This is a genomic window from Hoylesella buccalis ATCC 35310, from assembly GCF_000177075.1.
GTDB lineage: Bacteria > Bacteroidota > Bacteroidia > Bacteroidales > Bacteroidaceae > Prevotella > Prevotella buccalis.
Window position 1 is genome coordinate 21656 of sequence record NZ_ADEG01000096.1, and the last position, 14750, is coordinate 36405.

11 protein-coding genes are annotated in these 14750 nt (G+C 43.5%); all 11 read left to right on the forward strand.

Going from position 1 to position 14750, the window contains the following annotated elements:
- Positions 1–145: 145 nt before the first annotated feature.
- The gene (locus HMPREF0650_RS10955; protein WP_004350778.1) at positions 146–1327 is read left to right on the forward strand and encodes a phosphoribosylaminoimidazolecarboxamide formyltransferase; all 1182 of its coding nucleotides are present in this window, start codon (positions 146–148) and stop codon (positions 1325–1327) included.
- Between the two features lie 20 nt (positions 1328–1347).
- Complete coding sequence (locus HMPREF0650_RS10960; protein ID WP_004350779.1) at positions 1348–1539, forward strand: hypothetical protein; 192 nt, start codon at positions 1348–1350, stop codon at positions 1537–1539.
- A gap of 1089 nt (positions 1540–2628) precedes the next feature.
- Complete coding sequence (locus tag HMPREF0650_RS10970; protein WP_162013137.1) at positions 2629–5922, forward strand: SusC/RagA family TonB-linked outer membrane protein; 3294 nt, start codon at positions 2629–2631, stop codon at positions 5920–5922.
- A 20-nt stretch (positions 5923–5942) separates the two neighbouring features.
- Entirely contained in the window at positions 5943–7439 is a 1497-nt protein-coding gene (locus HMPREF0650_RS10975; protein WP_004350784.1) for a RagB/SusD family nutrient uptake outer membrane protein, read from the forward strand.
- Positions 7440–7458: 19 nt separating this feature from the next.
- Positions 7459–8352, forward strand: a complete 894-nt coding sequence (locus HMPREF0650_RS10980) for a putative zinc-binding metallopeptidase (protein WP_004350786.1) — start codon at positions 7459–7461, stop codon at positions 8350–8352.
- A gap of 74 nt (positions 8353–8426) precedes the next feature.
- On the forward strand, positions 8427–10151 hold the full coding sequence (locus tag HMPREF0650_RS10985; RefSeq protein ID WP_004350788.1) for a S8 family serine peptidase: 1725 nt from the start codon (positions 8427–8429) through the stop codon (positions 10149–10151).
- Between the two features lie 89 nt (positions 10152–10240).
- A complete protein-coding gene (locus tag HMPREF0650_RS10990) occupies positions 10241–11404 on the forward strand; it encodes an aspartyl protease family protein (RefSeq protein ID WP_004350789.1) in 1164 nt (387 codons plus the stop codon).
- Positions 11405–11414: 10 nt separating this feature from the next.
- Positions 11415–12581, forward strand: coding sequence for a thioredoxin family protein (locus HMPREF0650_RS12500; protein WP_050774874.1), 1167 nt, complete (start codon positions 11415–11417; stop codon positions 12579–12581).
- Positions 12582–12868: 287 nt separating this feature from the next.
- The gene (locus HMPREF0650_RS11000; protein ID WP_040563244.1) at positions 12869–13282 is read left to right on the forward strand and encodes a hypothetical protein; all 414 of its coding nucleotides are present in this window, start codon (positions 12869–12871) and stop codon (positions 13280–13282) included.
- A 283-nt stretch (positions 13283–13565) separates the two neighbouring features.
- Complete coding sequence (locus HMPREF0650_RS11005; RefSeq protein ID WP_004350792.1) at positions 13566–14054, forward strand: hypothetical protein; 489 nt, start codon at positions 13566–13568, stop codon at positions 14052–14054.
- Between the two features lie 103 nt (positions 14055–14157).
- The gene (locus HMPREF0650_RS11010) at positions 14158–14568 is read left to right on the forward strand and encodes a hypothetical protein (protein ID WP_211205587.1); all 411 of its coding nucleotides are present in this window, start codon (positions 14158–14160) and stop codon (positions 14566–14568) included.
- Positions 14569–14750 lie beyond the last annotated feature (182 nt).

Below are 14750 nucleotides of genomic sequence, written 5' to 3' on the forward strand. Positions count from 1 at the left end.
AAAAAATACGAATGCAATTGCATTCTAATCTTTATTTTTTTACCGCCAAGTAAGATAATGGACAAAAGCGTAAAAAATAGGCCTATAGCCAACATAACAAAATAATTATTCGTAACTTTGTAACAAAATAAAACACCATTCCATCATGAAAGAATTAGCATTGAAGTACGGATGCAATCCCAACCAAAAGCCTTCCCGCATTTATATGAAAGAAGGCGAGTTACCCATCACAGTCTTGAATGGCCGACCAGGCTACATCAATTTCCTCGATGCCCTGAATAGTTGGCAGCTGGTGAAAGAGCTAAAAGCAGCAACCGGCATGCCATCGGCAGCCTCGTTCAAGCATGTGTCGCCCGCAGGAGCCGCCATCGGACTTCCTCTGAGCGACACTTTGAAGCGGATTTACTTTGTTGACGACGTCAAGATGGAACTTTCGCCGCTGGCATGTGCCTACGCCAGGGCACGCGGGGCCGACCGCATGTGCTCGTATGGCGACTTTGTAGCACTGAGCGACACCTGCGATGCTGCCACCGCCACATTGATTAAGCGGGAGGTGAGCGATGGTGTTATCGCACCCGACTATACGCCTGAGGCACTCGACATCTTAAAACAAAAGCGCAAAGGCACTTATAATGTCATCCAAATAGATGCCAATTACGTCCCCGCACCCATCGAACGGCGACAGATTTTCGGCATTACATTCGAGCAGGGACGCAATGACATCCAGCTTGATGACGATTTACTCTTCATGCATATCCCCACCAAAAACAAGCATTTCAGCGATGAAGCCAAGCGCGATCTCATCATCGCCCTCATCATCCTCAAGTACACCCAGAGCAACAGCGTATGCTATGTGAAGGACGGACAGGCCATCGGCATCGGTGCCGGACAGCAGAGCCGCATCCATTGCACACGCCTGGCGGGGCAAAAGGCCGACACATGGTGGCTGCGCCAATGCCCAAAGGTCATGGATTTGCCCTTCAAGGAAGACATTCGCCGTGCCGATCGTGACAACACCATTGACCAGTACATTGGTGACGAATGCGAAGATTTGCTGCAAGACGGCACTTGGCAACACTTCTTCACCACCAAACCGGAGCCATTCACCGCTGATGAAAAGAAGGCCTGGATAGCCCAAAACAAGGATGTGGCCTTGGGTAGCGACGCCTTCTTCCCCTTCGGTGACAACATTGAGCGCGCGCACAAAAGCGGTGTAGCGTACATCGCCCAAGCCGGAGGCTCCATTCGCGACGACCATGTGATTGAAACATGCGATAAATATGGTATCGCCATGGCCATGACCGGCGTACGATTGTTCCATCATTAACACATATCACACCTACAGACATGAACGATTTTGACGAGATTTTAGAGAATGGCCTGGTGTTTCGCAAACCGCCGAAAGAGCAAAAGGACGATGGAAAGGTAAAGACCAAAGCCAAAAAGAAGCAATACATCACTGGCGCACATGGCAGTGGGTCGGCCCGTCAAAAGGCCAAATACCGCCAACAGCGCGCCAATAGGAACAAGAAAAGATAGCTCAGAGGCAACGGAAGTTGACGGGAGTTAATGGGAGTTAGCAGGAGTGAATGGGAGTTAGCGGACATCAGCAAAGATGCTAACTGCCCATCAACTCGTAAACTTGTCAACTCGTGACTTTTGTATTAGCTGTCATGAACAAAGAAGCTAACAACTTGTCAACTCGTCAACTTGTGAACTTGTGTACTTGGTGTCACCCGGCATGAGCAAAGAAGCTAACAGCTCGTCAACTTGTAAACTCGTAAACTCGTAAACTGAAGAACTCGTAAACTCGTCAACTAAATCCCTCCCTTACTGCGATTTTTCTTGACAACCCACCTCTCCATGCTTGGCGAATTTGCAAACAACCTCGCCGCTGGTCACAAATACGCCCAAAATAAACAACATTCGCATATCGCTAACAATCAACATTTTACACGCATCGCATATCGAACGAGCTGGATATCCAACTACTTTTAGCTTAAATATCATTGCTTTAAGAGGCCAATTCGCATGCCTTTGACCTGCAACACGTTGCAGATTAACGGGCAAAAAGATGGTTTTAACGGAGAAAAAGCAAGATTTTTAGTGTAAAATGCGATTTTTCTTACCAAATCATCGCCTGTTTGCATCCTGTTTGCCTATCATTTTTTTCCAGATTTTCAATTTGAAGATGCCGTTTTTGGGGCGAAAATTGGTAAAAAATCACAACGTGATGGGCTACTTTACCCTCGTTGCCGAAATGGGATAAAATACGCCAACGAAAGTTAAGCAGTGACATTCTTTCGACAGTTCTACCCCACCCTCCATCCGTGCAACGTATAGATAAAACGTGCTTTACGTTGCAAAAAGGAAGATAAATTCACACTTATTGCAATATTTCTTACTACATTTGCACTTTATTTAAGAATACCAGATTGTTTTTAGGGATATTCGAATGAAGTATAACAAAGACAAAGAAAGGATAATGTCTTTAAATTTTGATGATGTATGACAAATAATCAATCGGCAAAACAGTTACTTTTCACATGGGTTGTGAAAAGTATTGTCATCACTTGTTGCTTATTAGGACCAATGACTGCGGTAAACTTTGATGTGTATGCGGCTTCAATGAAAAACGATTTTCAGACAGATTCGCTGCGCACCACCGAAGCGAAATCAAACGATGGGCCACGCAAGCACCTTATCCAGGGCATTGTGTTGTCGGCTACCGACAAAGAACCATTGCCAGGAGTAACCATTTTTATCAAAGGAACCTCGCAGGGTACACAATCCGATTTGGAAGGACGTTTCAGATTGGAGACCGACGTCGCCGCCCCAAAATTGCAGTTTACCTACGCCAGCATGAAGCCCCTGTTGCTTCCATGGAAGGGCGAGAAGGAAATGAAAGTGTTGATGGAAGACGGGGTAGAGCTTATAGATGAAGTGGTGGTGACGGGCTATCAACGCATTAGAAAGAATGAGATGATTGGCTCTGCCAACACCGTAAAAAGCGAAGATTTGTTTTACGATGGGCACCAAAGCATTGAGCAGATGCTACAAGGCAAACTTGTGGGAACCAGCGTGTTAAACACCAGCGGATTGGTAGGAACGGCACAGAAAGTGCGCGTGCGTGGTACCTCCACCTTGTTGGGCAACCAAGAGCCTGTTTGGGTGGTGGATGGCATCATACAAGAAGATCCGTTGCCTTTCAAGCCGCGCGACTTAGATGCATTAGGAAGCATCTCGCAAGACAATTTTGACATGATCAAGAATTTTGTGGGAAATTCTATTTCTTGGCTGAGTCCCAACGACATCATGACCATATCGGTGCTGAAAGATGCAGCGGCAACTGTGATGTATGGGGTGAAAGCAGCCAACGGCGTCATTATCATCACCACCAAACAAGGTAAAGCTGGCCGAGTATCGGTCAATTATAGCGGCGGCATGACCGTTGCGCCGCGCATCTATTATAGTAAGATGAACTTGATGAACTCTTCTGAGCGTGTAGATGTGTCGGAAGAAATTTATAGAAGAGGACTGGTGAGCGAAGCCAACCGACCATTGGAGCGCATCGGCTACGAGGGATTGCTGGGGCAATATTTGCGCAAAGAGATATCGTACGCACAGTTTCAACAAGAAGTTGAGAAGGTTCGCATGAATAACACCGACTGGTTTAAGGAGTTGTTTCGCCACTCAGTAAGTCACAATCACAGCGTTAGCCTGAGTGGTGGTACCGACCGTTTTAAGTATTATGCGTCCATCAACAGCTCGTTCACTAACGGTATTTCAGTTGGTAACGATGCGAAGAATTACAGTGCATCGGTGAGTATCGACACCCGTTTGAGCGATAAAATCAACTTGGGCGTGCGTCTGAACGCCGCTTCCAACAAGACGAACGGCTTTTTCAGGGTAGATCCTTATCAATATGCGTCTACCATCAATCGTGCCATACCAGCCTATAACGAAGACGGGAGTTTGTTTTATTATGCGAAATCGCAGGACGCCAACCGACGCATGTACAACATTTTGCACGAGATGGATTGTACGGGCAACACCAATACGACAAATTCTGTAGCATTATCTGCCAATTTACGGTGGACCATCTTGCAGGGATTGCTGTTTGAAGGCTTGTTTGGCTATAATCTATCCAACGTGGTGGGGTCATCGTTTGCCGACGAACAGAGTTTCTTTATTTCCAATCTTCGTGGTTACGAATTTGGGCTGTATGAGCCTGGTGAACTGGAATATAAGAAATCTCGCCTGCCTCATGGTGGCGAACTCAACACCACCGAGAATCGTAATACCAATTATACCTTACGAGGTACACTGTCGTACAACAAGATTTTCGGTGACATGCATCGCATGAGTTTGATGGCAGGAAGCGAGATTAGAAGCAATAAGTACGACGGCTACAACACCACGTTGTATGGTTACTTCCCCAACCGCGGCAAATCTATCATTTTTCCTCCACGCCAGGTTATCGACCCACTGGATGCCTCTCGCTGGATAGAGAACGATCTTTACCATCAATTCAATAACGCTATCATCGATCGTAAGATAAATACGGTAGGTATGTTTGCCACGGGTATGTATAGCTATGATGAACGTTACATCTTTTCGGCAAGCATTCGTTCCGACGCATCCAACCGCTTCGGACAAGATGAGCGTAACCGTTTCTTGCCTGTCTGGTCGGCTGGTGCCCGCTGGAACATCATCAACGAGCCATGGATAAAAGACATTCGTTGGATTAGCGACTTCAATTTCCGCGCTTCGTACGGGTGGCAAGGCAATGTAGCAAGCAACTATGGGCCCGATTTGATTGCAGAATTAGGACGTGGGCGCGACTTCATTGATCTTCGAACAGGCCGTTACATCTTGAAAATAAAATCGTTGCCTTATGATAATTTGCGTTGGGAAAAAACCAAGAGCATTAACCTGGGGGTAGACTTTGGCGTGTGGAAAAACCGAATTGCTTTCAGTGCCGAGTATTATTCCAAGCATACAACCGACCTTATCGTTTCGAAAGCCGTACCATACGAATATGGCGTGATGTTCATGCCTATCAATGGAGGCGACATGAATAACTATGGATTTGAGTTTACGGCTACCTTTACGCCCATCAGAACCAAAGACTGGGTTTGGAACATCTCGGTTAACACGGCGAAAAACTTCAATGAAATCAAGTCGACCATGGCCGAAAATCAGAACTGGCGCGCTGCCTCAGGTGGTTCCATTCACAAAGAAGGCTATCCGGTTGGTGCTTTCTGGGCATGGGATTTCGCAGGCTTAGATGCGCAAGGTGGTTATCCACTTTTCCGCATTCCAACCATCGAAGAGGGTGCTGACAAATTGGATGCGACCTCGTACATGAAGTATGCAGGTACTACAGAACCCGATATTTCGGGCGGTTTGTCTACCGTATTGCGTTGGAAATCAATCACTCTTTCCTCTTCTTTTTCGATTGCGTTGGGCGGAAAACGCTTCTTAACCGATTTGTTCAGCGAAGATTATCTCAACAACAGCACGCCATCGGCCTACAGCAATCTGTCTAAAGAAATGGTGAACCGTTGGCAAAAACCTGGTGATGAGCAGCATACGCAGATACCTTCCATTCCTAATCATAATATTCCCATGGTATATTTGCCGAATGGATCGAACGAATATGCGCATCGTTTGTACAACTATTCTACAGCAAGAGTAGTCAACGCGTCGTTCATGCGCTGCAACAACATTTCGCTGTCGTACACGGTTCCTGCGAAATTGATACAACGAATGTCGCTCAATAATCTGTCAATAAGCGGTTCTGTGAGCAATCCGTTCATCGTAGTGAGCAAAGATTACAAGGGCATCGACCCCGAAGTGGCGACTGGCGCACAGCCCATTATGCCAACTTATAGCGTGACTTTGAATATTGGAATTTAATAAATCAGACACATAGTTTTATGAAAAAGCATATTTATCTATACATTTCATGCATCGCATTGCTGCTTTCGAGCTGTAATGACTTCTTGTCTGAAAGCAGTCAAGACGAGGTGCGACCCAGTACAACATCCGACTTGGAAGAGTTATTGTTAGGCGATGGATACGCTTCGCACACTCCAATTTTTTCATATCTGGAACTGTTGACAGACGATGTTGAAAGCAATTATTCGGATGCCACCAATCAGGAAGATGCTCTTCGTGCCGGAGCAGCCGTATTCACATGGGCTAATGACATGTTTGAGCAAATGCAAAAGAACAACATTCCCTGGAGCAATTCGTGGCAACAGTTGTATCATTGGATCAATGGTTGCAACGTTGTGATTGATCAACTGCCAAAAGTATCAGGCTCGGGCTTAGCTAAACAAAAGATTGAGGCAGAGGCCTTGGCACTTCGTTCGTTTTATTATTTCTTGCTTGTCAACACTTTCGCACCTGCTTACAATACAGCTAACCCAGCATTGAATGACGCTTTGGGTGTTCCATTAATACTGAAATCGACGGTAAAAGATGAGTTTCCTAAGCGTAACACTGTGGCAGAGGTTTATCAACAAATAGAAAAAGACCTGTTAACCTCTCAAAAACTGTGGCAGAATTGCGGTGATTATAAAGCCAGCGTCTACACCGTATCACCCTTGTTTGTAGACCTTTTGCTGTCACGCCTATATTTATACGAGGGAAAATGGGCTGAGTCGGCACGCTACAGCAATGCCGTCATCGCCCAAAAACCAACACTAAGGCAGCTAAGCAAATACTATACATACGACGATTGGCAAGGTATAGTGTTATACGACATGGCAAAAGGGGGAGTGTACAATAGTGACAGTCCTGAATTGATATGGGGATATTCTATCAATGGCGAATATGATGCGTTCTTTGTAGGTATCAATCCGCACATCGACTTCGGCAAATTGCCCGCTTTTACGGTTAGCAAAACCTTGGAATCACTTTACGAACCCGATGACATCCGACGTGAAGCTTACTTCTACAGCTATCTTACCATGAATGGTTTCATGCCGGAGAAACATCTATTGGTAGGACGTAAAAGCGACAAAGTGCCGCAAAATCCAACCAAGGGAATGCGGGTTGCCGAGGCATATCTTAACCGGGCAGAAGCAAACGCACGATTGTATTTACAAAATAAGGATGAGAAACTAAGACAAGCCGCATTAAGTGACCTGAACACTTTACGCGCATCTCGTTTCACGGGTACCTATCAACCCATCAACATCACAGATGCGAACGAGCTCATTGACTTCTGTTTGCAAGAACGCAGACGTGAACTCTGCTTTGAAGATCATCGTTGGTTTGACTTAAAACGACAAGGAATGCCAGCCATAGAGCACAAGTTTTCCATCGTGAGTGGACAATCCACAACTTACAAGCTGGAACAAAACAGCAGTAAATATGTATTGCCCATTCCATTAGAAGTAAGACAACGCAATCCGGAATTGGATTAATTGATAAACAATTGACAAGATGAAACATTATTTTTTATACATACTAACAGCTTTTCTCCTCATCAGCTGTGGAAATGAAGACCCCATTTCGTCTATTCACGAGCAGAAGGACGCCTTCGAATCTCATCGCCTACCGCAAGGCAACCATCCTTATGATGCAACCATTCAGAGCATCTTTGCGCAAACAGGCACATTGGTTCTTTATAAATACCAACCCTCGGAATTCGATTGGGGCGTAACGAGAAACTATCTGTGGACCAAAGAACGAATGGCTGATGAAGGGTATTTATACCAGCTACCTGATGAGAAATATGTGGGAGAGCAAGTAAAAATGTTGCAGACAGAGTTCTTGAACCTCTTTCCAAGCAGCTTTTTGAAGAAACATTTACCGCTGCGTATTCTGCTTTGCAGCGAGCTGTATTATTTAGAAGGTGGATATACAACAGAACCAACTCATGACGATTACAAGCCTGTCAATGCGTTTGAAGGATACGAATTCTTTGCCGTGAATCATGGAAATAGTACTATTGAGAAAATGACACGACAAGAGAAAGACGAATTTCGCATTGAGCTTTGCAAATTGTTGTTGCGCCGTATTTATCCTACCATCAACAAAGGTGCCCTCCGTGAAGCCATTCCAGAGGCGTTTGCTACCATATCTACCTACGGTACAGATGTGGATGGAAGTCTGGATGCGGGTTTTATAGACGACCGACATAAAAACAGTGTGCGCGAAGATTGGTACGACTATTTGCAAACAATCGTATCTACGCCTGCCAGCGAGTTGCAAACAGCCGATGGACTATTGTCTCATCAAAAGGTTAAACAAAAGTACGAAGTGGTGATTAACTACTTTAAAAACAACTTCAAAGTTGACCTTCAGCACATTGGTGACCTGTCAACAGCACAGTAGTTCCTCACACTTCGTTGTACAAGAATCACATTTAACGAATTAAACTCACGATATATCATTTATCAACATCAATTATGAAAAATTTTAAGTTCTATCATATCGGTTTACTGGCCTTATGCCTCTTGTTTCAACCAGTAAGCATTGTCAAAATTCATTCACAGGAGTTACCTCAGAAAGAGTTAGATTGGTACAATCTCTCTCCTACCCAAGATAAGGTTTATGGTATTGGAGTGAACGAGGCTTATCGTTTGCTTCAAGGCCGAAAAGCCAAACCCATAACGGTAGCACTCATTGGGTCGGGCATCGATTTGATGCATGAGGATTACCAAACCATGCTTTGGCAGAACAAAAAAGAGAAACTGAATGGAAAGGATGATGACGGCAACGGACTGGCTGATGATGTGCATGGATGGAATTTCCTTGGCGGGATTGACAAAGACGGAACCACGATTGCCATGACTTCCACCATGAACCAGGGCGATCGTGAATACTTCAGACTACGAGAAAAGTATGCCGACTACATTTCAGACGGCAAGCGTTTCTTTCGCTTCCAAGGCGAAGAGATGGTAGAAGTGGCACCGCCTGCAAACGTACAGGAGTATCACTACTATCGTGACACCATTGTGTACGAGTCGCCATTGGCTTCACGTTACGCCGGAATCTTGGCTGCCAAGATGGTGAAACACTATACCAAGGTGTTTGACAAGAAGCTGAAAGAACGTTTCCCGGGTCAAGAAATTACGCAAAAAGAGTTCGAAACGTTGTATGACAAGAATGCTCCGAAAGATTTATTGTCAGACATGGCGTTCATGATCTTAGGCTACAGCTTCCCCTTGGCAAAGACTAATTCGTGGAAAAAGATATATGATGTCGAGATGGCGGGTACGCCTATCAAGCAAGCGCAGCAGGAATACGAAGCCTATTTGCAAAAACACAGCACCGACAATCGACAGTCTATCGTGGGAGATGATCCCTATAACTTGCTTGACAACCATTACGGTAATGCCGATTTGCTGACAGAAGATGCAAACGTAGGTACCATGGAGGCATCTATCATCGCTGCCATCCGTGGCAATGGTAAGGGAGCCGACGGCATTTGCAACGCTGCCCGCATCATGCCCCTGCGTGCAACCACAGCCGGCGACCCTTATTTAAAAGACGTGGCATTAGCCATAAGATATGCTGTAGACCATGGCGCTAAGGTAATGTTGCTACCGTCGCAGAATACGTTGTTCCCTCCCGTAGAGCGTAAGTGGATTGCCGACGCACTTTATTACGCCGAACAGCACGATATACTGGCGATTGTTCCGGTGACAGAGAGTGCGCAAGATTTGCAAAAAACCACTTATTATCCTAACCGGAAGATGATTGCGGGACATGAACTAACCAACCTGATGATTGTCGCACCCAGTGACAAGTTGGGCAAGCCTTCGTTGAAAGCCAACTATGGACAAACCGAATTGGACATTCATGCGCCAGGAAAAGAAATATACAGCGCAGGGGTGGGAAACACGTATGGCCTGTCTACCGGCACAGGAATGGCTGCCGCAACCTTGGCCGGGGCCGCCGCATTGGTAAGATCTTACTTCCCCAAACTCACCGCCGCAGAGGTTCGCGAGTTACTCAACAGCTCCGCAACACCCATGAAAGACATGGAAATAGAAAAAACGATTGTAGTGAACGACCGTAAGGTGAACGACCTCTTTACGTATTCAGACATTTCCATTTCGGGTGGCATCGTCAATGTGGCAAACGCAGTGAAAAAAGTATTGCAAGAAAAAAACAGCACCAGGAAATAAATCATCAAGGCACGTGGCCCATACAATGATGAAGTAACATCAAGCAATCTTTTTGAAATAAATTTCAAATCAATCATTCTACGCTGGCTATGAAATATGTTGTAACACTGGTTCTCACGTTTTTGGCTGTCCACCCCATGTCGTGTCTTGCCCAGGCGACGGCGATCACTCGTTACGCTGACACCATTGCATACGAGGTGAAGTATGGACGAATCATCATTCCGGTTGAAGTGAAGGGGCGTAGCCATAAATACATCTTAGACACGGGCGGACAGACAGCCACCATGTGGCGTGAGGTAGAACAGGCAAAGGGTGAGTTGACGGGAGGCCAACAGGTAACAACCGACATGAACGGACAGGCCAACAGCTATTCAAAAGCTACCCTGCCGGAGGTGAAGATAGGCAGATATTTGCGCTTTACCACACTCAACACCATTGCTTTGCCCGAGATACAAGGCTTTCGTGACTTAGGCGTGGTGGGCATTCTTGGCGGCGACACGTTTAAAGATGTGGTGATGAGTATCGACGGGCATGCGCAACAACTTCGCCTATTTTATCCCTACCGGCCAAAAGGGCTTAAACTGTCTGACGGCATTCCCTTGGATTATTCGCCAACATGCCACGTTAATTTTCCCTTAACATTCAAGAATCAATCCGTGCAGATGATGTTTGACACGGGCGTTCCCGAACTGCTCACGTTGAGCGAAGACGACTTTCAGCGTCTTTCGCAGGCGCAAGCTGCCACCATTACCTGCGAGGGAGTGGGTTCTGTGGGTGCTGGATTAGAAGGATTGGCAAAGCCGAAACCTTTAAAATATGTACGCATGGCGCCGTTTACCATCAGCGGTAAAAAGTTTGAAAATACGCCGGCAATGGCGGCAGCGGGCATCCCCACGATTTTAGGAGCCGAACTTTTGCAGTATGGCACAGTAACCATTGACTATCCGCGAGGTAGGTTCTATTTCCAACCCTACGAAATTTCCACAGCCGATTTCGCAAATAAAAAGCAAACATGGAATGTGGGAATTTTGCCAGCCAATCAGCGTTTTGAGGTTACTACGATATGGGGAACCACCCAACCACAAGTTGAAATTGGCGATGAAGTGACGGCCGTCAATGGCCATGACATCACCGCTTTTCCTTTAAGTGAAATGACTATCGTTGATATTTTTAAGGATATCAAAGATCAGGAGGCCGAACTGACGATTCGTCGCCATGACCAAGTGTTTAAAGTTACCATTCATAAATTATAATTTTATCAAGATGCGCTTACATTCATTACTTATCTATATCTTATTGTTGTTGGCCAATATTCCTACAAGTGCCAAGGCACAGGTGAACAACACTTCGCAAGAGACGTTCGATTATCAATTACTGCGTCATGGTGAAATGGCGTTGACCATGACGTTGGACAACCAACCGGCCCTTTTCGTGTTGGCGTTAAACGAGAAGACTGTGCTGTTTCAAGAAGAAAAGTCAACGCCCGAAACAGTTCAAAACACCACCCACACACTATCGTTAGGCAAAAGTTTATATGCCGAAAAGCAGTCGTTCGCAGTGGAATCTGCACCAGCTACGTATCGTGAACAGGATGTCAAAGGACTGTTGGGCATGGACATGTTTCGCAATGTGGTGCTTACCATTGATGCTAAAAATCAAAAATTAACCATCTCTGCGCCCTATCGACCCGATTTCATGAAATTGTCTAATCGAATAAGGCTGAACGAAGCTCCTCAACAAGTATTGCGTTTGCCGGTCATGGTGAATCAACAGAACGTCAGCCTGCCCTTGCGCTTAGACCAATCGGCTGACCTAACACTCTCTCAAGAGCAATGCCAACAGCTGGGTGTTACAACCTCGCGTTCACTTAAAATAGCGCATACGGAATGGGAAACAGCCATAGCAACGACGAAAGAGGCCGCTGGCTCGTTCTTAGGTAACGGCATTTTGCAACATGGATTGCTGTCCATCGATTTCACGAAAGCATCTATCTACTTTCAAGCATACGATGAAAATGCCATCGTTTACAAATCTGTTTCCAAATCTGACATCGTCGTTGAAACGGGCAAGCCCACTGACATCGGTCGCACCTATTTCTTAGATCATGTGTGGGATTACACGGCTTCCACGCCTTATACCTATCGCGACAATGTGCCGTGCGTTATCGACTTTTGGGCCAATTGGTGCATACCGTGCAAACGCTTGTCGCCATTGATTGACGAGTTGGCCAAAAAATACGCTGGAAAAATTAAGTTTTATAAGGTTAATTATGACCAAGAGAAGAAATTAGCGGACGATTTAGACATCGGAGCCCTCCCCACTCTCTTAGTGATTCCGACAAAAGGAAAGCCCCAAACCATTGTAGGGCCCAAGCACGAAGAATTGGAACAGCGAATTTTAGAATACACGGGAGAAAACACGAAAGAATAACTTAGTTAGGAAGGGTGTTTAAGACGGGATTTTAATCTCCATGCTATTGAACGCCAATCTACATGACTTTACAGCCCAATCTGTATGACTTTGGCCTCTAATCTCCATGCTATTGGAATGGCTTTTTATATTTTTATAACTAACAGATACTCAAATAATTACAGCCATATTGCAAGGATTACTGACAAGAACGCCCTACTTTTCACTCCTCATTCTTCAGAGTTGCCCATGCAGCAACGCATAAACTCGGTTACGCAGCTCGTTATTCCACGTTAATTTATACTATTATGAATATGAAGAAGGTGCTTATCATTTTAGTTGTAATTCTTACTATACTTGGTGGAATTCGTTATATGCAGTATAGAGAAAATAGAATATATGAAAATGAAGGGCAAGTCTTTATAGATAAGATAGAACGCTACAGAAGCATTCATAAACGATTACCAAATAACTTGGAGTCTTTAGGTGAAAAGGAAACAATGTCCACTGGGCCTTATTATGAGAAAGTTGATAGCAATACATATAAGCTTTATTTTTGTATAGGATTTGATGATTATACACAAGGTGATTTAAGAGAGAAATATGATTTAAAATTAGAATTAACATCACTAACATCAAATATATATTTCATCGAGAATTTAAGTTTAGTTGAAAAAAATAATGCATTTGGTAAAGATTCAAAACGGGAGTTGTTAAAATAATCACTTGAGTTCTAAGAGTTTTCTTCAATAATATATGCGTAGTGGCAGGGAAAGATTCTCTGCCTTTTGCTATATTTGTAGTCCAGAACAAAGAAAAATGAATGTACAAGAACGCTTCGGCACTTTATGCTCCAGATTGGAAGTGAAAAACTCAAGTTTTCAACACCAAACAAGAGTTTTATAAATGGATTGACTAATTTTGCACTTGCTGGTTGACTCTACGCATCCGAACTTTTAAAAGCAAATGGTGTAAATAGTGTTCCTATTTATTTAAATGGTGGCAATGAAATACAATTTTAAATATAAAGTGCAGTCCACTGGCAAGAAGTTAATGGGCTGCAAAATACATTATTTTTATTTTATAGGTTTTATTGTTCTCTTATTTTGGATAATATCATGTAAACCTCATAAAAAGAATGGTGCTGAAATTATTTGCGAGGGTTCTTATTGCTTTTGGAAAACAAAGGAACATGAAGATGATAATAATTTTATTTATTATTATTTTAACAAATATGGACAATGGTTTATTTACGAGCATATCGATAAAAATAAAATACAAAAATATTATCTACGCGATCAATTATGGAGCGAGAGGTGGTCTCTATATAAAGATAGTCTATTAATTTTAGGAAGTGATAAATATAATATAAAAAGCATCAGTGATTCAGTAATTGTTATAAGCAGTCATGATAGTATCTATAAATTATACAAAATAGACAAAAAAAGCAAAACTTTCAGAATGTTGCAAAATACTTTGAATAGCGATATTTAAAGTTTTGGTAATGCCCTAGATTGGGAGTTGTCATTATAATATATGGTAATTATAAATCTTCTCTCAAAAAGAAAATGTTCCTTGGTTATAAATAGATAAAACTATGAATATAAAAAAACAAATAACTGTATGCAAAACGGATACAGAGATTAAAATTTATCCTGAATCAAAAAATGAATTAGGGTTATGGATTGCACATCCACCATGTTTTGTAGTCTCTATAAATGATGTTCGTAATATGGAAAGTGTGATAAATATAGCTTTGCAATATAGTAATTCTGGAGTATCTGTAACTGAAGAAACAGCAAAGAATGTGCTAAAAGAAATGCGTATTAAGAGTTGGAATATATTATATAAATCGCACAGAATAATTAGTTTTTCTTTGGCTGAAAAAAAAATTATTGTTACGCCTTTTGTATATACCCAAAAAGGTGTTTTCCCAGATACAGATGCAAAAAAGACTTTTAATATAGATAATCGCAATAATGCAATTGGATTACTACTTAAGTTGTGATAAAATCCGGTAATGCTCCAAATTGGGAGTTGTCAGAACAACTGCCTGATAATCAATTTGGTTCTAAATAATTATGCGTAAAGGCAGGGAAAGATTCTCTGCCTTTTGTTATATTTGTAGTCCAAAACAAAGAAAAGTGAATATACGAGAACGCATCGGCACTTTGCGCTCCAGGCTGAAAG

Bases quoted from the DNA above. Each gene is read 5' to 3' on its own strand.
- HMPREF0650_RS12500 (WP_050774874.1), top strand. From the start codon at position 11,415: ATGCGCTTACATTCATTACTTATCTATATCTTATTGTTGTTGGCCAAT.
- HMPREF0650_RS11005 (WP_004350792.1), top strand. From the start codon at position 13,566: ATGAAATACAATTTTAAATATAAAGTGCAGTCCACTGGCAAGAAGTTA.
- HMPREF0650_RS10985 (WP_004350788.1), top strand. From the start codon at position 8,427: ATGAAAAATTTTAAGTTCTATCATATCGGTTTACTGGCCTTATGCCTC.
- HMPREF0650_RS10960 (WP_004350779.1), top strand. From the start codon at position 1,348: ATGAACGATTTTGACGAGATTTTAGAGAATGGCCTGGTGTTTCGCAAA.
- HMPREF0650_RS11000 (WP_040563244.1), top strand. From the start codon at position 12,869: ATGAATATGAAGAAGGTGCTTATCATTTTAGTTGTAATTCTTACTATA.
- HMPREF0650_RS11010 (WP_211205587.1), top strand. From the start codon at position 14,158: ATGAATATAAAAAAACAAATAACTGTATGCAAAACGGATACAGAGATT.
- HMPREF0650_RS10955 (WP_004350778.1), top strand. From the start codon at position 146: ATGAAAGAATTAGCATTGAAGTACGGATGCAATCCCAACCAAAAGCCT.
- HMPREF0650_RS10980 (WP_004350786.1), top strand. From the start codon at position 7,459: ATGAAACATTATTTTTTATACATACTAACAGCTTTTCTCCTCATCAGC.
- HMPREF0650_RS10990 (WP_004350789.1), top strand. From the start codon at position 10,241: ATGAAATATGTTGTAACACTGGTTCTCACGTTTTTGGCTGTCCACCCC.
- HMPREF0650_RS10970 (WP_162013137.1), top strand. From the start codon at position 2,629: ATGAAAAACGATTTTCAGACAGATTCGCTGCGCACCACCGAAGCGAAA.
- HMPREF0650_RS10975 (WP_004350784.1), top strand. From the start codon at position 5,943: ATGAAAAAGCATATTTATCTATACATTTCATGCATCGCATTGCTGCTT.